Raw genomic sequence first — 21,968 nt, forward strand, 5'->3', positions numbered from 1 at the left:
ATAAAAGATAGAATATGCTATACGTATTCTAAATATGAAGGAGGTAATCATTGTGAATAAAGCTGAATTAGTCGCTAGTATGGCAGAGAAATCAGGACTTACAAAAAAGGATGCTGAAGCAGCACTAAATGCATTTATGAAAAGTGTAGAGGAAGCTCTTGTAAGAGAAGATAAAGTTCAGTTAGTTGGATTTGGTACTTTTGATGTAAGAGAAAGAAAAGCAAGACAAGGTAGAAATCCAAGAAATCCTGAGCAAGTAATTGAAATTCCTGCATCTAAAGCACCAGTATTTAAAGCAGGAAAAGCACTTAAAGATATGGTAAATGCTTAATTAAGAATAAAAAAAGCAGCTAGCCTGCTTTTTTCATTTTTCAGGAGATGATTTATTAGATTATGAGATTAGATAAATTTTTAAAAAATGCTAGACTCATAAAAAGAAGAACTGTAGCGAAGGAAGCTTGCGATCAAAGCAGGGTCAGTGTAAATGGCAAGATTGCTAAGGCTTCTACGGAGGTAAAAGTAGGAGATATAGTAGCAATTACATTTGGAACAAGAACAACAAAAGTAGAAATAACGGCATTAGCAGAGCACGTTACAAAGGACTTTGCAAAAGAAATGTATCGTGTAATAGAATAGTACCTGATAAGGGTACTATTTTTATTGCAAAATGAATTGAAAAATAACGCTCATAAACAAATCTTTAGAGAAAACTAAGATTCATAATTTAAAAAAATCCTAACGCACCCAATCAAGACATCCTGTCTTGTAGGCTGCTGGCTTAGCGTCCATGCTAAGCCTACGGATTTTTCTGAAATTCTTCATCAAGTTTTCTTTACTAAAGCTTTGCAATTATTCGCTTTTATTTTTCATTCATAAATTTTATTTTGCCTATAGTCTAGAATAGTACCTGATAAGGGTACTATTTTTTATTATCAAAAAATAGTAATAAAGAAATATATACAAGCATATCTTTAAAGTAAGAATATTACGGAAAAAGAAGGTGAGTATATATGGAAGAGAGAAGAACGGTAAAGAGTAGAGCACAAAATATTATACTTGAAAGTAGAGAAAAGCTTAGTGTATCAGGCGTAGAACATGTAACTAGCTTTGATGAAAATACAATAGTTTTGGAAACTACTAAAGGTATTTTAACTATAAAAGGGAATTCTTTAGATATAAATAAACTAAATTTAGATGATGGAAATGTTGTTGTAGAAGGAACAGTAGATGCGATTATATATAGTGATCGGGATAGCATTGGAAATAAGGGAATAGGTTTTTTAGGGAAAATGTTCAAATAACCGCAAAGCGGTTATTTTTTTATGAAATAGACAAGTAGTGAAGGTGGTGATTGTATGATAACTTATGTATCAGAACAAATGTATGTGTTTTTAGCTACCTTATATGGTGGGATTATTATTGGTTTTATTTATGATTTATATAGAATTTTTAGATGTATATTTAAACCTAAAAAGCTTGCAACAATTATTGAAGATCTAATTTTTTGGATTGTTATTTCTATTACAGCTGTAAGTGTATTGTTATTTAGCAATGAAGGACAATTAAGATTTTATACCTTTTTAGGCTTCTTTGCAGGAGTACTTCTTTATAATAGAATATTAAGCAATTTTATAATAAAAATTATAATTGTATTTCTTCGTGCTTTGAAAAAGGTTTTACTTAAAATATTAAAAGGAGTCATATATCCAATAAAGCTATTAATAAATTTTTTATCAGGGCCATGGTATTGGGTGAAGAGGAAACTATCTCCAGTATATTACAGATTCAAGAGAATTTGCTTATTACCAAAGATTTTAATAAAAGAGATGAAAAAATATATAAAACTTATACAAAAGAAAAAATAGAAGGAATTTATATTTTTATCTAGAACTATGTTAAGGTAAACTTCTGATGAGAGGGATGATTGATGAGTAAAAAAAAGAAGGCTTCTAAAAAGAAAAATAAAATTTTTTATATTATAGTACTCCTAATAGGGTTATATGTATCCTGGATTCTTATAAACCAGCAAATCGAGCTAAGAGAGTTAAAAAGACAAGAAGAAGCATTAAATATAAAAATATCAGAACTCAAGAAAGAAGAGGCTCATTTAGAAGAAGAAAAAAAACTAGGAAATGATCCTAAATTTATTGAGAAAGTAGCAAGAGAGCGGTTAAAAATGGTGAAACCAAATGAAATTATTTATATTGATATAAACAAACCAAAATATAATCAAGAAAAATGGTAAAGATAAATAGGAGCATATTGACAGGCTTATAAATATAATTTATAATGAGTGCAAATATATTTGTAATAATTAAAAGGAGGAAGATTAGATTTATGCCCGTTGAAATAGGAAAAGTTGTAGAGGGCACTATAACTGGAATTACAAATTTTGGTGCTTTTGTTCAACTGCCAGAGGGAAAAACAGGTTTATGTCACATATCAGAAGTAGCAGATGATTATGTAAAAGACATTAGCACGTATCTTAAGGAACAGCAAAAGGTAAAAGTGAAGGTCATTGCTATTGATCCTAAAGGAAAAATCAGTCTTTCTATTAGGAAGGCGCAAACAAAACCTCCTAAAAAGAGTAGTCAGCCTATACAGATTGATTGGGAGAGAAAAAATAGGGATGCTAATTTAAATTTTGAAGACAAATTGTCAAAGTTTCTTAAGGATAGTGAAGAAAAACATCAACAGATGAAAAAGAATGCAAGAGCTACTAGAAGAGGTAATGGATTTAATAGAAAAGGAATTGCTAGATAATACAACCGAGACTATGTCTCGGTTTTATATATGTAGGAGGAATGAAAAATGAAAATGGGTGCTATTGATATAGGTACAAATTCAATGCGTATTTTCATTGCTAAAATAGAAAATGGATGTATTGTTGAAGGGTTTAAAGATTTAAGAACTACAAGAATGGGTGAAAATGTAGACGAAACAGGCAGATTGTCAATGGATGCAATTAATAGGAATATAGATGCTTTAAAGGAATTTATAAAAATTGCTAAAAAAGAAGGAATAAAATATATGCCTATTATTGCTACGAGTGCAGTGAGAGATGCTAAAAACAAGGAAACATTCATAAAAAGAGCTAAAGAAGAAGTAGGGGCAAAGATTGAAGTGATTACTGGAGAAAGAGAAGCAGCTCTAGGTTTTTTTGGGGTTTTAAGAGGCTTAAAGGAAAAAAATAAAAATATTTTAGTTATTGATATTGGAGGAGGAAGTACAGAATTTATATTTGGAAATGAATCTGGTATAAAGCATCTTGTTAGTATAAATGTTGGAGCTGTAAGGATGACAGAGAAATTTATAACGACAGATCCAATTTGCAAAAAAGATACGGATAATATGATAAAAGCAATTGATAATATGTTAGAAAAAACAATCTATCAGCTTGGAAAATTTAAAATAGATAAAGTAATAGGCATTGGAGGGACAGTAACTACTATTGCAGCTGTAGCACAAAAGCTAGAAGTTTATGATAGAGAAAAAATTCATAATTATGAGCTAAGGAAAGATGAAGTAAAAATGATTCTTAATCAATTTCTATCAAAAAATCTTAAAGAAAGAAAACAAATAGTTGGATTGCAGCCTAAAAGAGCGGATATCATTCCAGCAGGAACGATTATTTTAGATAGAATATTAACAGGACTCAATATAGATGATATAAAAATTAGTGAGTATGATAATTTAGAAGGGTTAGTTTTTGAGGAACTAGATAAGATGAAAGACAGACTTGACAAGTAGTAATGCATAGTGTACTATATAACTCATAGAAAATAAATGGCGGCGTAGCTTAGCTGGCTAGAGCGTCCGGTTCATACCCGGAAGGTCGGTGGTTCAAGTCCACTCGCCGCTACCATAGAGTAAATAATAAAGCTAAGAACTTATTCTAATGAGAATAGGTTCTTTTTTATTCTATAGGAAATTATAAATTTTTTGAACTGTTGATAACTTTGGTAACTGAATAATATATTCATTCTATTATATATATGAAAAAAATATGCTAATTTTTTATCGATAAACTTTCTGTCTTATCGGCAAAGTTTAACAGCAAAAGGTATAAGTACTTTGACAGATTGATAAAATGGTTGGAGGTTTTTCTGTAAATTGTAAAAAATCATCATGCTATGTCTGAAATTTCTTCTGTATTGGGCAGGTAACTTGACAAATCTTTTATTAACTCATTGATATAATTTTTTTAAGAATAATCAATGGGTGGTGTTAAGATGGTAGATAAAACAGATTTGATGCCTTATAAAAGAGAATATGGTGGACAAGCTAAGAAAGTTTTAAAAGAAAAGAGAATAGGGGATATTTATTTATCTAAAAATGGGATAGTACTTATTTTTATATCTATCTTATTAGGAAAAGCAAATATTTTAGGAGGGCTAGCTCCATTTGGAATTGCTTTTTTTATATCTCTTTTAACAAAGGAAAAAAAATATGGATATTTAGGTTTTTTTGTACTATTAGGTGTTTGTACAGGAAATGTAGGTGTAAGCTGGACGAAATATTGTATTGCTTTAGCATTATCTTTTATAATATTTAGCTATATAAGAGAAAAAATAAGATTTAAGACTTTTATGATTGCTTTTGTAGGAAGTATGACTATGTTTGCATCAGGAGTTATATATATTTTAGCTACAAATTTTTATTTATATGATTTATTTATGATAGGATTTGAATCTGTAGTTGTTTTTGTATTTATTTATATACTATCTTATGCTATACCGATTCTTGTCCAAAAAACGAATAGAAAAATATTATCAAATGAAGAACTAATATGCGTAGCAATTTTGGTGGCAATTACTATATCAGGACTTTCTGATATGGCAGTGGCAGGATATTCTATAAAAAATATATTTGGAATTCTTTTGACATTAATATTTGCTTATAATGGAGGAGCGAGTGTAGGGGCTAGTGTAGGAATAACCATTGGTATTATTACGAGCATGTCAACAATGGGGACACCTATAGTAATAGGGATATATGGATTTTCAGGATTGCTTGCTGGTATATTTAAGGATTTAGGAAAAATAGGATCAGCAATAGGAATAGTTTTAGGTAATGCTATATTAACTTTTTATATTAATGGATCGACAGAAGTTATAATACAACTTGAAGAAATTATGATCGCATTTACTACTTTTTTGTTTATACCAAAAGCAATGATGGAATATATGGAGAAATTTGTTAATACCAATTCATTTCAACTAGATAAAACATATAGTGAAAGAATGAACAAAATTATATATCATAGGTTAAGAGAATATGCTAAGGCTTTTTCGGAATTGGCTATTACTTATGGAAATATAGCAGAAAAAAATAAAATTATTGAGCAAGAGGATATAGCCAATATGGTTAATGAGGTAGTAAATAAAGTTTGTCAAAACTGTGGCATGTGTAGAAGTTGTTGGCAAAATAACTTTTATAGCACATATAATGATGTAGTTGATGTAATTACATATATAGAGGCTTATGGAAGAATAAAATCAAATAAAATTCCTGATGTTTTAAAAAGAAGATGCATTAGACTAGATTCTTTAATTGAAAGAATAAATGATCGGTTTGAAATTTATAAAATACATTATGAATGGCAAAAAAAATTATTTGAAAGCAGACAATTAGTAGCAGAACAATTTAAAGGGGTATCAGATATTATTGATGATCTTTCTAAAGAAATAAATATGAAAGTAAATTTTAGAACAGAAGTAGAAGATGCTTTGTATGTGGCATTTGATAAAGAAGGAATATCCATTGATAAAGTGACTGTATTAGAAAAGGAAAATGGAAAATTTGAAATAGAAATTGAAAAAAGATCTTGTTTTGATAGAAAACAGTGTGATGAAAAAATTGCACCTATTGTTTCTAAGGTTATTGGAAGAAATGTTGTAAGAAAGAAACAGCATTGTACAACAGAAGAAAATAGAGAAAATTGCTCTTTTACATTGGTAGAATCAGAAAAATATAGAGTTACAACAGGTATAGCTAGGATATCAAAAGATGATAGAGGTATTTGTGGTGATAGCTATTCTTTTATGGATTTACCTGATAATAAGTATATGATGGCTATAAGTGATGGGATGGGATCAGGTGAAAAAGCAGCAAAAGAAAGTCAAACTACGGTTTCAGTACTAGAGCAGTTAATGGAGGCTGGATTTGAAAAGGATATTGCTATAAAAACTATTAACTCTATACTTGTTTTAAAATCTAGTGATGAAACCTTTTCAACAATGGATTTGTCAATGATAGATCTATATACAGGGAAGGTAGAATTTGTGAAAATAGGGGCAGCTTCTAGCTTTATAAAAAGGGTTAATGGAGATATAGAAGTAATAAAGTCAACATCTCTTCCTATAGGCATACTGAATAATATAGATATAGAAAGTTTTGGACAAAGATTAAATGATGGAGATTTTGTTATTATGATGTCTGATGGTGTATTAGATGCAGATCAAGATATAGAAGAAAAGGAAAAATGGATTATAGATGCCCTTAAGAAATTAAACAGTAGAAATCCTAAAGCCATTGCGGATGAACTTTTGGATATGGCTATAAAAAAATATGGTAATAAGATAGAGGATGATATGACTGTGATGGTTTCAAAGGTATGGGAAGCGAAATAAGAGCCGTAAGGCTCTTTTTTGGTATATTCCATCTGTATGACGTATATAATGTATTGGACAAGATTTAAAAAAGGTATAGGAGTAGTTTTATTAGACAATAATCTAGATAAACAAATGGATAGGGGGATAGATATGAAAGAAATAGAGATAAGACAAATTATTGTGGTTACGGATGGAAAATCAAATATAGGAGGGAATCCTATAACAGCAGCAAGTGAGGCTTATAAACAAAATATAATTGTAAGTGCTATTGGGATTATGGATGAGAAAGCAAGTGATGACGATTCTCTTTTTGAAGTAGAGAAAATAGCTAAAGTTGGTGGTGGGGTTTGGGAAAATACAATGATAAAAAACCTAGGATATACAATGCATGTAGTTACCCAAAAAACAATGAATAAAACTATTGAAACGGTTGTTGGAAAACAATTAAAAGAGATAATGGGTGCTGAGCTTGATGATATCCCTCCTAAGAAAAGAAGTAAAGTTATAGATTATATGGACCAGTTAAGTGAAGAAGTAAGTATTAAGTGTTGTATTGCAATGGATTGTAGCAAAAGTATGAAAAATAAAATGAGTACTGCAAAGCAAAGTATTATAGAACTGATGCATTCACTTCAAGGAAGAAGAGGAAAAAGTCAAGTAGCAGTTATTGCATATCCTGGTAAGAATGGAGAGTTTACAGCATTAATCAGTGATTTTACAGAGGATATTCAAAGGCTTAAAGACAAGATATTTGGGTTAAAGGCTGGAGGGACAACACCTACTGCTGCGGCGATTAATAGAGCAGTAGCCTTGATCAATGGAGAAAATGAGCAGGAATTAGAAGAAATCATAATAAATAGTGAACCATTGTTAAATGAGGGCATGGTGTAAAAACGGCTAGGAATAGTCGTTTTTTCATATGGGATAAATATTTTAGGAGGATAAATAAATGGTTCGAATAAATTTATGTTCAGGTTATAGATTGCAGGGGAAGTGGAGCAAAAATAGCTATAAAATAATGCATCTATTAGGAGAAGGAGGAATAGGAAAGGTTTATAAAGCAGTAGATATAAAAACACATAAAATATGGGCATTAAAAATTAGTAATGATTTACAAAGTATTACTAAAGAGTATGAAATGCTAAAGCGATTTCGCCATATTGGTTTAGTGCCTAAGGTAAAAGAGTTAGATGATTTTTATTATAACAATTGCAAACTGTACTATATTGTTATGGAATATATAGAGGGTAAGAATATAAAAGAATATATAAAAGATCAGCCTATTAATGAAAAAGCTTCTATTGGTTTAGCAATTCTTATAGGAAAAATTTTTTGCATACTTCATAAGCATAATTTTGTTTTTGGGGATTTAAAACTTGAAAATCTAATGATTGATCAGAAAAATAATGTAATAAAAATAATTGATTTAGGAGGAGTTACACCTATTGGCTCTGGAATTAAAGAATTTACCCCTTTATATGATAGAGCAAGCTGGGATATGGGATTAAGAAGAGCAGATGAAGGGTATGATTTATTCAGTTTGAGCATGTTGACTATCGTGTTACTTCTAAAAGGAGAGTGTATATCTAAAGATATGATTGTTGATAAGTTACTAAAAAAGCTAAAAGATATACACATGTCTTCAAAATTAATTAACTTAATCCACAAAGGACTTTTGCAAAGATCGATTACTTTTGAAGAATTTTTGATGCAGTTGGAGGATATACATAAGAGAGGGTTGTATAAAGAGACTAGAATGTTTAGAGTTGATAAACAAAATATGGTTATTAATATTATATTTACTAGTAGTATATTATTATTTATAGGAATGATGTATAAGTACGTAGGAAAAAGTAATTGGTTTTAGCAGGGTTTTATGGGTAAAATATAGAAATATAACTAAGAGACAAAAAAGATAGGAGTAAAAGAATGCTTGAGAAATTTTTGGAGACTGTAAAAAAACACAATATGATTAAAAAAGGTGAAGGGATTGTAGTAGGTGTATCAGGAGGACCTGATTCTATTTCTCTTCTACATCTTTTGTGGAGGATAAAAGAGGAATACAATTTAAGTTTATATGCAGTTCATCTGAATCATCAGTTTAGAGGAAAGGAAGCTGATGAGGATGCAGATTATGTAGAGAAGTTTTGTGAAAATTTAGGGATAAAATCATTTATATTTTCTGAAAATGTAGCAGAATATAGTAAAAAGAAGGGGGTTACTTTTGAAGAAGCAGGAAGAGAAATTCGATATAGATTATTTGAAAGTGTAATGAAAAAAATGAAAGCACATAAAATTGCAGTTGCACAGAATATGGATGATCAAGCAGAGACAGTACTTATGAGATTAATAAGAGGTACGGGTATTGAGGGTTTAAGTGCAATTGATTATGTTAGAGACAATAAAATTATAAGACCACTGTTGGATATAAAGAGATATGAGATAGAAGATTATTGTGAAAAAAACAATCTAATGCCGAGAATTGATAAGACTAATTTAGAAGCTTTGTATACTAGAAATCGTATAAGGCTTGAGTTGATTCCATATATAGAGAAGCATTTTAATGTAAATATTAAACAAACCCTTTCTAGAACAGCAAATATTATAAGAGAAGATAAGGAGTTTATAAATATTTCTGTACAGAAAGTCTATAAAAAAATTGTAAAAAAAACTGAATCTGAAATAAAAATTTATAAAGAAGAGTTTGAAAAAAGCCATATTGCTATAAAAAAAAGAATATTACGTGAAGCTATTCGTGAGCTTTCAGGTGATTTAAAAAATATACAAAATAAACATATACAAAACCTTATAGATTTGATAAAGGATGGACAGGTTGGAGGAGAAGCTTATTTACCAAAAGGTTTATGTGCCATATTAGATTATGATGTTATTATAATAAGAAAAGGAAAAAGAGAAATAGAAAAATATGATTTTGAATACAATATAAACATTGGTGAAACATTAAATATTAAAGAATTAGATGCTTGTTTTATATCAAATATAATTAATGTAAAAGATTTACAAAAAATAAATAAAGAAAGTTATAAGACTTATTTTGACTTGGACAAACTTAAAAAAGGTATGATTCTTAGAACTAGAAGAGAAGGAGATCGATTTACACCTTTTGGAATGAAAGGAAGCAAAAAACTTAAAGATTTTTTTATAGATGCAAAAATACCGAGAGAAGAAAGAGACAAAATCCCTCTTGTATGTGATGGGGAGGAAATTATGTGGATTATAGGGCATAGAATAAGTGAAAAATATAAAGTGGATCAGAATACAAAGAATGTTTTAGTATTAACTTATAAGAAAAATCAATAATGATTTTTTCAAATATTTAAGAATTGAAGGTTTGCTGAATTTATTGTTTTATTCAAAAAAATATGGTAAAATTAAAAAATGTTAAATTCAAGCGATAAATGCATTGAGGGGAGGGCTTTTGTTGAAGAAATTTTTTAGGGGAGCTAGTTTCTATATACTAATATTCATTATTATTATTTCTATTGTACATTTCTATGGGCAGCCGACCCAAGAAAGAGTACCATTAGGAATATCGGAACTTGTTATTGAGTTGCAAAAGCAAAACGTAGAAGAAATTTACATTGTTGAAAATACGATAAGAGGTAAATTGAGAAGTAATGGTCAGACCTTTGAAACATATATACCACCTGTTATACGTTCAGAAGTATTAACAGAGAAATATATACTTCCTCAAATGGAAAGCGGTATTTTAAAAGTTTCAGGAGAACCTCCAGCAAAAACACCTTGGTTCTTTGAAATTCTACCTTCCATATTTATGGTTTTAATATTTGTGGTATTTTGGTTTGTATTTATGCAGCAATCACAAGGTGGAGGAAGCCGAGTTATGTCTTTTGGAAAGAGTAAAGCAAAGCTGCATAAGGAAGATGAAAGGAAAAAAAGGTTACTTTTGATGATGTTGCAGGATTAAAGGAAGAAAAAGAAGAATTACAGGAAGTTGTTGATTTCTTAAAAAATCCGAAGAAATATATGGAATTAGGGGCAAGAATACCAAAAGGAATTTTAATGGTTGGACCTCCAGGAACAGGAAAGACTTATTTATCTCGTGCTACAGCAGGAGAAGCTGGAGTTCCATTTTTTAGCATAAGTGGTTCTGATTTTGTTGAAATGTTCGTTGGTGTAGGGGCATCTAGAGTTCGTGATCTTTTCGAACAAGCAAAGAAAAATTCTCCATGTATTGTATTTATAGATGAAATTGATGCAGTTGGGAGAAAAAGAGGAGCAGGTCTTGGTGGAGGACATGATGAAAGAGAGCAGACATTAAACCAGTTGCTTGTTGAAATGGATGGGTTTGGTGTAAATGAGGGAATTATCATAATAGCCGCAACCAATAGACCAGATATACTAGACCCTGCATTACTTCGTCCAGGTAGATTTGACAGGCAAGTAATGGTTGGTGTTCCAGATATCAAAGGTAGAGAAGAAATATTAAAAGTACATTCAAGAAATAAACCTTTAGCAGAGGATGTAGATTTAAAAGTTTTAGCAAGAAGAACACCAGGTTTTACACCAGCAGATATTGAAAATCTAATGAATGAAGCAGCACTTTTATCTGCTAGAAGAAACGATAAAAAAATTAGTATGCATACAATAGAAGAAGCAATTACAAAGGTAATTGCAGGACCAGAAAAGAGAAGTAGAGTTGTTAGCGAGAAAGATAGAAAACTTACGGCTTATCACGAAGCAGGTCATGCAGTAGTAGCAAGGATGCTTCCAAATACTGATCCAGTACATCAAGTTAGCATTATTCCTAGAGGTAGAGCTGGTGGATTTACTATGATTCTGCCAAAGGAAGAAAAAAATTATGCTACAAAAACAGAAATGGAAGAGCAAATAGTACATCTATTAGGTGGTAGGGTTGCTGAAAAATTAGTGCTAAATGATATTAGTACTGGTGCAAGCAATGATTTAGAAAGAGCAACGAACATTGCAAGAGCAATGGTTACAAAATATGGAATGAGTGAAAAATTAGGTCCAATTAATTATAGCTCTGAAGATGAAGTATTCTTAGGAAGAGATTTTTCAACAAAGAGAAATTATTCTGAAGAAGTTGCTTCTAAGATTGATAAAGAAATAAGAGATATTGTTGAAAAAGGTTATGAAGAAGCAGAAAGAATTTTAACAAAGAATATGGATAAATTACACCTTGTAGCAAATAAATTACTAGAAGTTGAAACATTAAGTGCAGATGAGTTTGAAAAACTATTTACGAGTGAAAACAATGGTGTGGACCTAGAAAAGATAGATGACCAAATAGATTTAGACAAAGAATAATTAATAACCCCTTTGACTGTTAGCAAAGGGGTTTATGATTATTAATGTAAGAATAAAATAAGGAGGAAATGTTATGGAATTTAAATTAGAAGTAGGTATGAAAGCAATGGTTCATGAGGTTGTTACAGAAAATGATACAGCAAAAAGCTTTGGGAGTGGAGAGGTATATGTATATGCTACACCTAAGATGATTGGAATTATGGAAAATGCAGCATTAAAAGCAGTAGATCCAAAATTACCAGAAGGCTTTGCAACAGTAGGAATTCATTTAGATGTAAAGCATATGGCAGCAACCCCGGTAGGAATGAAGGTTAGAGCTGAAGCAGAGTTAGTAGAAGTGAAGGGGAAAAAATTAAAGTTTAAAATTGAAGCTTATGATGAAAAAGATAAGATTGGAGAAGGATTTCATTCTAGATATATTATTAATGTAGAAGATTTTATAAAAGCTGCTGAAGAAAAAGGAAAAAATGAATAGAAAAAAATACATAAAAGGCTGTAGAAATTTGAAAAATAAAAAATAATTTCCCAGGAAATAAACAAAAAGAACCGAAAAAGGTTCTTTTTTGTTTAGATAAATATTTTTGTTCAATATAAATTTAGGGTATAATGAATAATAAACAAAGATTATAAAAATTTTTAAAAATAAAAAGAAAGAAGTGGGAAATTATGCGAAGGTTGGATGTAAAGAGGGTTGAAGATGCAGTAAGAGAAATGAGCATAAAAGCTAATTTGTTTTTAGGAGAAGATGTGAAAAAAGCTTTTGAAATAGCAAAAGAAAGAGAAAGCTCTCCTGTTGGAAAAGAAATTATTAAAAACTTAATAAAAAATGCAGAAATTGCGAGAAATGAAGAAATGCCAATTTGCCAGGATACTGGGATGGCAGTAATTTTTGTTGAAATAGGACAAGAAGTACAATTCTTTGGAGGAAATATTACAAAAGCTATTAATGAAGGGGTTAGAAGAGGGTACAAAGATGGTTATTTAAGAAAATCAGTAGTAAAAGATCCTTTAATTAGAGAAAACACAAAAGATAATACTCCTGCTATTATTTATTATGATATTGTAGAAGGAGATAAGGTAAAAATAACCCTTGCACCTAAAGGATTTGGAAGTGAAAATATGAGTAAAACAAAGATGCTTAAGCCTTCTGATGGGGTAGAAGGTGTGATAGATTTTGTTCTTCAAACTGTTGAAGAAGCGGGACCGAATCCATGTCCCCCTATTGTTGTAGGTGTTGGTATAGGAGGAACAATTGATAAAGCAGCTGTCCTTGCTAAAAAGGCATTAACTAGATCAATAGGAACATATAATCAGAAAGAACACTTAAGAGAATTAGAGGAAACCCTTCTTAAAAAAATTAACAATTTAGGTATAGGGCCTCAAGGTTTAGGTGGAAATACAACAGCTTTAGCTGTGCATGTGGAAGATTTTGCTACCCATATAGCAGGATTGCCTGTAGCAGTAAATATAAACTGTCATGCTGCAAGACATGAAGAAGTTATTCTATAAGTGAGGTGAGAATATGATTATAAAGAAAATATCTACTCCTTTAACAAAGGAAAAGGTAAAAGAGCTAAAAGCAGGAGATACTGTTTATATATCAGGAACCATATATACAGGAAGAGATGCTGCTCATCAAAGATTAATAAAAACCCTTCAAAACGGAGAAAAACTTCCTTTCCCTGTAAAGGATGCAGTTATATACTATGTTGGACCGTCTCCAGCAAAACCTGGAAAACCTATAGGTTCTGCTGGGCCTACTACAAGCTATCGAATGGATGATTTAACAGTTCCTTTATTAGAACAGGGCTTAACAGGAATGATTGGAAAAGGATTAAGAAGCCAAAAGGTAATAGATGGAATGAAAAAAAATGAAGCTGTATATTTTGCTGCAATTGGAGGGGCTGCAGCATTGATTGCTAATGCCATCAAAAAAGCAGAAGTTATTGCTTATGAAGATTTAGGAACAGAGGCCATTAGAAAATTAGAAGTAGAAGATTTTCCGGCAATTGTTGTAATTGATAGTCAAGGAAACAATCTTTATGAAACAGAGAGAAAAAAATATGAAGTAACAGAGGAGGAAAAGTAAATGCCTGATTATAATGAACTAGCTTTAACCTTACATAAGGAAAATAAGGGAAAAATTTCAGTAGAAAGTAAAGTAGCTTTAGAAAATAAGGATGATTTATCTACTGCGTATACCCCTGGAGTTGCAGAGCCTTGCAGAGTTATTAATAAAAATAGAGAAGCTGTGTATGATTATACTGCAAAAGGAAATATGGTAGCGGTAGTGAGTGATGGAACAGCAGTATTAGGGCTTGGTGATATTGGAGCTTATGCAGCAATTCCTGTAATGGAAGGAAAAGCTGTACTATTTAAGAGTTTTGCAAATGTGGATGCTTTTCCTATATGTTTAAATACAAAAGATACAGAAGAAATTATAAAAACCATAAAATTAATGGAGCCTATGTTTGGGGGAATTAATTTAGAAGATATTGCTGCACCTAGATGTTTTGAGATAGAAGAAAGATTGAAAAAAGAATTAGATATTCCTGTATTTCATGATGATCAACATGGAACAGCCATTGTAGTATTAGCTGGTTTAATTAATGCATTAAAGTTAGCAAACAAAAAAATAGAAGATATTGAAGTGGTAATCAATGGACCAGGGTCAGCAGGTATTGCCATTGCAAAAATTTTATTAAGAGTGGGTGTAAAAGACATTGTTCTTTGTAATAAAGAAGGTGCTATTTATGATGGAGCAAAGGGCTTAAATTGGGCTCAAGAAGAAATTGCAAAAGTAACGAATAAGAAAAAACAAAAGGGAAGTTTAGGGGAAATTATGAAAAATAAAGATGTATTTATAGGGGTATCAGCACCAAACATTGTAACAAAAGAAATGGTAGCATCTATGAAAGAAAAAGCAATTGTATTTGCCATGGCAAATCCTGTTCCTGAAATAATGCCTGAAGAAGCAAAGGAGGCAGGTGCATTTATTGTAGGAACAGGGAGATCAGATTATCCAAATCAAATTAACAATGTATTGGCATTTCCAGGAGTATTTAGAGGTGCACTAGATGTAAGAGCTAGACAGATTACAGAAGATATGAAAATTAGTGCTGCTTATGCTATTGCAAATGCTTTAAAAGAAGATACATTAAGTGTAGATAATATTATTCCAAACCCTTTAGATAAAGAAGTTGCTAAAGCAGTAGCGCAAGCTGTTATGAAAACGGCTAGAGAAAATGGGGTAGCGAGAATTTAAAATGATGTACATAAATCAAAAAAGAACCAATGAAGGTTCTTTTTTTTGATGGAAAATTTTTTGAATCTTTTATAAAATAGATATAATAGAAAGTCTAAAGGGGGAGATTATGAAGAGCTTAAAAGTCAAAATACCTATATTGATCATTAGCTTAGCAGTGTTTACTGTTTTAAGCAGTACGTATGTAACATATAGGATATTTAGCAAACAAATCATAGAAGATATTATTCATAAAAATAATATGATTGCTAATATGCTTTCAGATCAGGTTAATCAATATTTGATAGATGCACAAAATACAGTTGAATATGTAGCCAAAAATGCGGATTTAGAAGATATGGAAAAAATAAAAAAGGAAATTAATAAGGTTTATACAAGTTATAGATGGCTAGATGTAATGTTTTATATGACACCGAATGGAAGAATTACTTATAGCATTCCATATAGTGATATTATTAGAAAGAGAGATTATGTAGAAAGAGAATATTATAAATATATTATAGAAAATAAAAAAACTTATACTAGCAAAGTTTTTATAAGCAGTATATTAAATCAACCCCATATTATGATTGTTTCGCCTATTTTAGACTATTTTACTGGAGAAGTAAAGGGAATTATAGGAGGGGGCGTCCCCTTAATGGCTATAAGTAAACTTGTTGATAAAACACAGCAATCTTATGATGGAAAAATATATGTAGTTGATGAGGATGGAAAAATATTAGTCAGTCCAGATCATAAGGGAATACTGAAAGAAACTACATTAAAAAGAAATATTCAAATACAAGATAGGGTTATGGGAATAGAAGAAATTTCAAAAAAATATGACAAAGGAATAGGACAATATGAAGATGGCTTTCGCAGGGTCTATGTGTCTTTTAGTAAAATTGAAAATTATAAAGGAATGATTATTGTTGAAAAAGATGAAGAATATATTGGAAAAGAAATCAAGGAAATACAAAGAGAGTTAATCCCTTTAATTGTGGTCATTATGGCTGTTTCTTTCTTGCTTAGTATTTCTTTAGCTTATACTATAACAGATCCTATTGAGAAGTTAGTGACTTATGTAAGAAAACTAACGAATGATATTCATCAAGGAATGAAAGGATTTAGAGTAACAAAAAATAATGAAATTGGAGAGTTAGAGCTTGCCTTTTGCAGTATGAGCAAAGAATTGAGTGCAAAAATGAATGATTTAAAAGAACTTCATAAAAAAGAAAGAGATACGAGCAAATATTTAAACAATATATTAATAAGTGCTGGAAGTGGAATTATTGTGATTGATGATGAAAATAAGATTGTAATTTTTAATAAAGCGGCAGAAAAAATTACTGGAATTAAAAGTGAAAAAATAGTTGGAAAGGATTCACATGAATTAATAGAAGTTCTAAATCTACCTAAGAATATTTTTGATGAATATAAAAAAGAAAGAAGTATGACTGAAAAAGAATATAAGATTCAAAAGAGCAAAGGACCAGCAGTTCCTGTTAGTATGCTTGTCTCTCCTATATATGATGATCAATCAAAAAATATTGGATTGGTTTGCTTAATGAAAGATTTAACACAGATTAAAATGTTAGAACAACAGCTAAGAAGAGAAGATAGACTAAAAACAATTGGAGAATTATCTTCATCTATTATACATGAGATAGGAAATCCTTTGGCTGGTATGACAAATTTGATTGAAGTGTTAAAGGATAATATAGAAGAAGAGGAATTAAGGAATGAATTAATTGCTACATTAAGAGAAGAAGTGAATGATTTGAACAATCTTGTAATCAATTTTTTAGAATTTACAAGGATGAATAGAGATAAAAAAGTTTCTGTAAATATACTGCATATTATAAATAGTGCATTAAATATTTTAAACCCTGAAGTGAAGTATAAACATATTCGTGTAATTACCCAGTTTCCAAGTGAAATACCATTTATAAAAGTAAATCCATCTGCTGTTAGACAAGCTTTTGTAAACATTTTAAAGAATAGCGTACAAGCTGTAGATACATTTGGAATTATTAAGATTAACGTTAAAGTATGTGAGGAGGATAAAAAATCTATTGTTGTTTCTATAAGAGATAATGGAGAAGGGGTTAAAGAAGAATTTATAGAGAAAATGTTTGATCCATTTTTTACGACAAAAGAAGATGGGACAGGATTAGGCTTAGCAATTGTTTATAAGATTATAACAGATAATCAAGGAACCATTTCAGTAAAAAGTGAAATTAATAAATATACGGAATTTACATTATGCTTCAAGGGAGAGATAGTAGATGAAAGTACTAATTATTGATGATGAAAAAAGTATTCGACTATCATTGCGTGTTGCTTTAGGTAAGTTAGGAGTAAAAATCTTTGCAGTAGCTTCAGGAGAAGAAGGAATAGAAATTTTTAGAAGGGAAAAACCTGATATTTCAATTATTGATGTAAATTTACCAGGGATAAACGGAATAGAAGTTTTAAAGGAAATAAGAAAAAAAGATAAAAACTGCATTGTGATTATGATTACCTATATTAGTGAGGTAAGATTAGCTGTTGAGGCAATGAAATTAGGTGCGAATGATTATTTTACAAAACCTTTTAATATGGAAGAAATGAAAGAAAGCATAGAGGATCATTTAAAATATATAAAAAAATCACAAGAGCTGTCTGATCAAGGAGAGGAAAATAAAACAGAGATTATTGGGAAAAGTAAATCTATACAAAATGTAAAGGAGATTGCAAAAAAAGTAGGAAATATGCTTTATGATACATTCATATTAATTCAAGGGGAAAGTGGAACAGGTAAAGAAATTATTGCAAAAGCAATACATTTTAATGGGATAAGAAGAAATAAACCTTATATTGCTCTAAATTGTGCTGCAATTCCTAAAAATTTACAAGAAAGTGAATTGTTCGGATATGAAAAAGGAGCTTTTTCAGATGCAAAACAGCAAAAAAAAGGATTAATAGAAGAATCTAATGGAGGGACATTATTTTTAGATGAGATTGGTGATATGGATATAATGCTTCAGGCAAAACTTTTAAGAGTTCTTCAAGAAAAAAAGTTTCGCCGTATTGGAGGAATAAAGGAGATTGCTTTTCAGGCTAATGTAATTGCTGCAACCAATAAAAGTTTGTTAAAGGAAATAGAAAATGGAAATTTTCGAGAAGATTTGTATTATCGATTAAATGTAGTTCCTATATATACAACACCATTGAGAGAAAGAAGAGAGGATATAGAATTATTAATTAACTATTTTATTAGTCAATATAATAAAAGTTTAAATAAAAGTGTAAAGGGAATAACAAAGGAAGCTCTTGAAATCTGTGAAAACTATGAATGGAGAGGAAATGTTAGAGAATTAAAAAATTTTGTAGAAAGAGTTATGATTTTTCAAGAAGATGAATGGATTGATGTAGAGAATCTGCCTCAAAATATTATTAGCTATGAGAGTACAAAAGATAGTAATGCCTTTATAGGTAGCAATTTAGAATCAGTAGAAATGGAAATGATTCATAAAACACTGCAAAAAAACAATTGGAATATTTCAAAAACGGCACGAGATTTAGGGATTTCACGAGTAACTTTAAGGCGAAAAATTGAAAAGTACAGTATTCATAAGTAAGTGGAAACATTTGAAACAAAAGTGGTAAATTTTTTACCACTTTTGTTTTTGTTTATGCGAGCTTAAGTGAGCGAGGAAAACATTTTCAATATATATATAATTGGAACAGTATTTGCAATATAAAATATAAGGGGGTGAATTGGGAAAAGAGATAGAAAATTTTTATTTGGGCATTATAAAGTATAAAAGATATTAAAGGAGGAGAAAAATGATGAAATTTGATTTGGTAGCTTGGATTACAAATCCATTTGTATTGATGTTTATATCTGTATTTACAGGTTTGTTATTTGGTAAAATTAAATTTGGAAAATTTAATTTTGGAGTATCTGGCACATTGTTTACAGGTCTTGTAATAGGTTGGTGGGTACTTAAGTTTGCAAAGGGGTTCAAAGAAACAGATGCAGGATATAAAGCAGCTCAAAAGTTAATTGCTTCAAGCGTTGTTAGTAAAAATTTCTTTATTTTATTTTTAGTTTTATTCGTTGCTGCAGTAGGGTTATTAGCAGCAAAGGATATGGGAATGGTTCTTAAAAAATATGGAGCGAAATTTGTTGTTTTAGGGTTTATCATTACATTCTTAGGGGCTGCAGCTACCTATGGAATGACGATTATAAGTAGTGATGCGAATCCATATGAAGTATCAGGGGTATATACTGGTGCACTAACAAGTTCTCCTGGTCTTGCAGCAGCGATTGAAACTGCAAGGGGACATTCTACTGATTGGGTTGAAAAATATGAATCATTAGATACTAATGAGAAAGAAAGATTTTTAAAACTACTTGATCCTTCAGGAAAACTTACTCCAGAAAATACACCTACATTAACAGATGAACAAAAAGCACAGTTTGTAAAAAATGCTGAAGCTGGTATTGGAGTAGGGCATGCTATTGGATATCCATTTGGTGTAATTATTGTAATTATTGCAGTAAACTTTTTCCCTAAAATATTTGGAATTGATGCAAAAAAAGAGCTTGAGGATTTAAGAAAAGAAATGAATAAAGTGAGAGCAGAAGCAGCAGTTACTTCAGATATAGAAGAAACATCATTTGATTTGATTGCCTTTTCTGTTGCTTGCTTTGTAGGATATACCATAGGTAAAATAAAAATATTCTTAGGACCGTTAGGATATTTTAGTCTTGGTTCTACAGGAGGGGTTTTAATAGGAGCTTTAATCCTTGGATATATAGGAAAAATTGGATTTATGAATTTTAGGATGAACAATAAAATTTTAGGTGTTATAAGACAACTTGCATTGGCTTTTTTCTTAGCAATAGTGGGACTAAGATATGGATTTAAAGTATTTGATGCTCTTTTAGGAACAGGAGGATATTTAGCTATTGTATCTCTTGTTGTAGGAGTTGTTGCTATGCTTTTAGGATTCTTCATTGGAAGATATGTATTTAAGATTAACTGGATTATGTTATCTGGAGCAATATGTGGGGGAATGACTTCAACACCAGGACTAGGAGCTGCTATTGAGGCAGCAGGTTGTGATGACCCGGCAGCAGGATATGGAGCAACTTATCCATTTGCATTACTAGGAATGGTAATTTTCACAATACTCCTTCATAATATGCCAATGTAGGGAATGATTAACATAAGTTTTATTATCAATGTAAGGAGGAAATAATATGTTAGAAGGAAGACTTAGAAGAGAAGATTTAAAATGCAAAATAATGTCAGCTAAAGAAGCTGCAAATATGATTTTAGATGGAATGATTGTAGCAACTAGTGGATTTACTCCTTCAGGATATCCAAAGGCAGTACCTCTAGCTTTGAGTAAAAGGATAGAAAATGGTGAAAATGTAGGAATAACGCTTATAACAGGTGCTTCTGTTGGGGACGAGTTAGATGGAAGTCTTTCAAGAGCAGGTATAATCAAAAGAAGATTTCCATATCAAACTCACAAAGACATGAGAAATGGAATAAATAGTGGAAGTATTATGTATCAGGATATGCATCTTAGTCATCTTCCACAGTATATGAGTTATGGGTTCCTTGGAAAAATAGATGTTGCAATAGTGGAGGCTGTAGCTATTACAGAAGAAGGAGGAATTATTCCTTCTACTTCTGTAGGGATTTCTCCAACAGCTGTTAAGCTAGCAGATAAAGTGATTGTAGAGATAAATACTAGTCAACCAATGGCTTTAGAAGGAATGCATGATATTTACTTACCTGAAAATCCACCAAATAGAAAACCTATTCCTATTGAACATGCAGCAGATCGTATAGGAACTACTTATATACCATGTGATCCTGAAAAAATTGCTGCAATAGTTGTGACGGATATAACGGACAAAGTTAGACCTTTAGGGGCAATAGATGAAAATGCTAGAGCAATTTCAGGTTATATTATGGAATTTTTACAGCATGAAGTAAAAATGGGAAGACTTCCTAAGGATTTATTACCATTACAATCTGGAGTAGGCTCTGTTGCAAATGCTGTATTGGGAGGACTTATTGATTCACCTTTTAGTAATCTAACCTGCTATACAGAGGTTCTTCAGGATTCTATGCTAGATTTAATAGATGCTGGAAAAGCTAGTGTGATTTCTACTACAGCTATTACACCTTCAGAAGAGGGATTGGTAAGATTTCATAAAAATATAGATAAATATAAAAAACATATTATTTTAAGACCACAAGAAATTAGTAATAGTCCAGAGGTTGCTAGAAGATTAGGTGTAATTGCTATGAATACAGCTATTGAGGTAGATATATATGGGCATGTTAATTCAACAAATATTATGGGATCACGCATGATGAATGGTATAGGAGGATCAGGAGACTTTATTAGAAATGCATATTTATCTATATTTACAACTGTTTCAACAGCTAAAGATGGAGATATCTCTTCCATAGTGCCTATGGTTTCACATGTAGACCATACAGAACATGATGTAATGGTAGTTGTTACAGAACAGGGGTTAGCAGACTTAAGAGGTACTTCGCCAAGAGAAAGGGCAAGAAAAATCATTCAAAATTGTGCACATCCTGATTATAAAGATAGATTAATGGATTATCTAGAAAGAGCAGAAAATGGAAAGTTAAAGCATGAACCTCATTTAATCGGAGAAGCTTTATCTTGGCATGAAAAATTTTTAAAAACAGGAACAATGAAATAAGGTTTTGGTTTAATTTGGATTATATTTATGCACATGCATGTTATATAAC

General features: G+C 30.7%; 19 protein-coding genes, 1 tRNA gene and 1 pseudogene. All 21 read left to right on the forward strand.

What is annotated here, in order from left to right; genetic code table 11:
- Positions 1–52 precede the first annotated feature (52 nt).
- The 21 genes and pseudogenes from FQB35_RS01145 to FQB35_RS01245 all read left to right on the forward strand — a co-directional run bounded on the left by FQB35_RS01145 (position 53) and on the right by FQB35_RS01245 (position 21,919).
- A complete protein-coding gene (locus FQB35_RS01145) occupies positions 53–331 on the forward strand; it encodes an HU family DNA-binding protein (protein ID WP_148808157.1) in 279 nt (92 codons plus the stop codon).
- Between the two features lie 62 nt (positions 332–393).
- Positions 394–636, forward strand: coding sequence for an RNA-binding S4 domain-containing protein (locus tag FQB35_RS01150; protein ID WP_148808158.1), 243 nt, complete (start codon positions 394–396; stop codon positions 634–636).
- A 374-nt stretch (positions 637–1,010) separates the two neighbouring features.
- Positions 1,011–1,301, forward strand: a complete 291-nt coding sequence (yabP, locus tag FQB35_RS01155; protein WP_148808159.1) for a sporulation protein YabP — start codon at positions 1,011–1,013, stop codon at positions 1,299–1,301.
- Between the two features lie 54 nt (positions 1,302–1,355).
- Positions 1,356–1,865 (forward strand): spore cortex biosynthesis protein YabQ, encoded by a 510-nt coding sequence (yabQ, locus tag FQB35_RS01160; RefSeq protein ID WP_148808160.1) that lies wholly within the window; start codon positions 1,356–1,358, stop codon positions 1,863–1,865.
- A 62-nt stretch (positions 1,866–1,927) separates the two neighbouring features.
- Positions 1,928–2,245, forward strand: a complete 318-nt coding sequence (locus FQB35_RS01165; RefSeq protein WP_148808161.1) for an FtsB family cell division protein — start codon at positions 1,928–1,930, stop codon at positions 2,243–2,245.
- A gap of 92 nt (positions 2,246–2,337) precedes the next feature.
- Positions 2,338–2,763, forward strand: coding sequence for a S1 domain-containing RNA-binding protein (locus FQB35_RS01170; protein WP_148808162.1), 426 nt, complete (start codon positions 2,338–2,340; stop codon positions 2,761–2,763).
- Between the two features lie 48 nt (positions 2,764–2,811).
- Entirely contained in the window at positions 2,812–3,750 is a 939-nt protein-coding gene (locus FQB35_RS01175) for a Ppx/GppA phosphatase family protein (protein WP_148808163.1), read from the forward strand.
- A 38-nt stretch (positions 3,751–3,788) separates the two neighbouring features.
- Positions 3,789–3,865 (forward strand) — tRNA-Met (locus FQB35_RS01180).
- A gap of 367 nt (positions 3,866–4,232) precedes the next feature.
- Positions 4,233–6,632: a stage II sporulation protein E gene (gene spoIIE / locus FQB35_RS01185; protein WP_168198206.1), complete on the forward strand. Its 2,400-nt coding sequence runs from the start codon at positions 4,233–4,235 to the stop codon at positions 6,630–6,632.
- A 132-nt stretch (positions 6,633–6,764) separates the two neighbouring features.
- A complete protein-coding gene (locus tag FQB35_RS01190) occupies positions 6,765–7,505 on the forward strand; it encodes a vWA domain-containing protein (RefSeq protein ID WP_207707323.1) in 741 nt (246 codons plus the stop codon).
- A gap of 58 nt (positions 7,506–7,563) precedes the next feature.
- Positions 7,564–8,481, forward strand: a complete 918-nt coding sequence (locus FQB35_RS01195; RefSeq protein ID WP_148808166.1) for a protein kinase domain-containing protein — start codon at positions 7,564–7,566, stop codon at positions 8,479–8,481.
- 62 nt (positions 8,482–8,543) lie between these two features.
- Positions 8,544–9,935, forward strand: a complete 1,392-nt coding sequence (gene tilS, locus FQB35_RS01200; protein WP_148808167.1) for a tRNA lysidine(34) synthetase TilS — start codon at positions 8,544–8,546, stop codon at positions 9,933–9,935.
- 121 nt (positions 9,936–10,056) lie between these two features.
- A pseudogene (ftsH, locus tag FQB35_RS01205) lies at positions 10,057–11,927 on the forward strand (ATP-dependent zinc metalloprotease FtsH).
- Positions 11,928–12,000: 73 nt separating this feature from the next.
- Entirely contained in the window at positions 12,001–12,402 is a 402-nt protein-coding gene (locus FQB35_RS01210; RefSeq protein WP_148808168.1) for a thioesterase family protein, read from the forward strand.
- 191 nt (positions 12,403–12,593) lie between these two features.
- Positions 12,594–13,436, forward strand: coding sequence for a fumarate hydratase (locus tag FQB35_RS01215; RefSeq protein WP_148808169.1), 843 nt, complete (start codon positions 12,594–12,596; stop codon positions 13,434–13,436).
- 13 nt (positions 13,437–13,449) lie between these two features.
- Complete coding sequence (locus FQB35_RS01220; protein ID WP_207707324.1) at positions 13,450–14,016, forward strand: Fe-S-containing hydro-lyase; 567 nt, start codon at positions 13,450–13,452, stop codon at positions 14,014–14,016.
- Complete coding sequence (locus FQB35_RS01225; RefSeq protein ID WP_148808170.1) at positions 14,017–15,192, forward strand: NAD(P)-dependent malic enzyme; 1,176 nt, start codon at positions 14,017–14,019, stop codon at positions 15,190–15,192.
- 109 nt (positions 15,193–15,301) lie between these two features.
- The gene (locus FQB35_RS01230; RefSeq protein WP_148808171.1) at positions 15,302–17,479 is read left to right on the forward strand and encodes a PAS domain-containing sensor histidine kinase; all 2,178 of its coding nucleotides are present in this window, start codon (positions 15,302–15,304) and stop codon (positions 17,477–17,479) included.
- Positions 17,460–18,794: a sigma-54-dependent transcriptional regulator gene (locus tag FQB35_RS01235; protein WP_148808172.1), complete on the forward strand. Its 1,335-nt coding sequence runs from the start codon at positions 17,460–17,462 to the stop codon at positions 18,792–18,794. The genes FQB35_RS01230 and FQB35_RS01235 overlap by 20 nt, the downstream gene beginning before the upstream one ends.
- A gap of 208 nt (positions 18,795–19,002) precedes the next feature.
- Positions 19,003–20,379 carry an aspartate-alanine antiporter-like transporter gene (locus FQB35_RS01240; protein ID WP_333473041.1) on the forward strand — a complete coding sequence of 459 codons (1,377 nt, stop codon included), beginning with the start codon at positions 19,003–19,005 and terminating at the stop codon, positions 20,377–20,379.
- Between the two features lie 46 nt (positions 20,380–20,425).
- Positions 20,426–21,919 carry an acetyl-CoA hydrolase/transferase family protein gene (locus FQB35_RS01245; protein ID WP_148808173.1) on the forward strand — a complete coding sequence of 498 codons (1,494 nt, stop codon included), beginning with the start codon at positions 20,426–20,428 and terminating at the stop codon, positions 21,917–21,919.
- Positions 21,920–21,968 lie beyond the last annotated feature (49 nt).

The organism is Crassaminicella thermophila (assembly GCF_008152325.1).
Lineage (GTDB): Bacteria > Bacillota > Clostridia > Peptostreptococcales > Thermotaleaceae > Crassaminicella_A > Crassaminicella_A thermophila.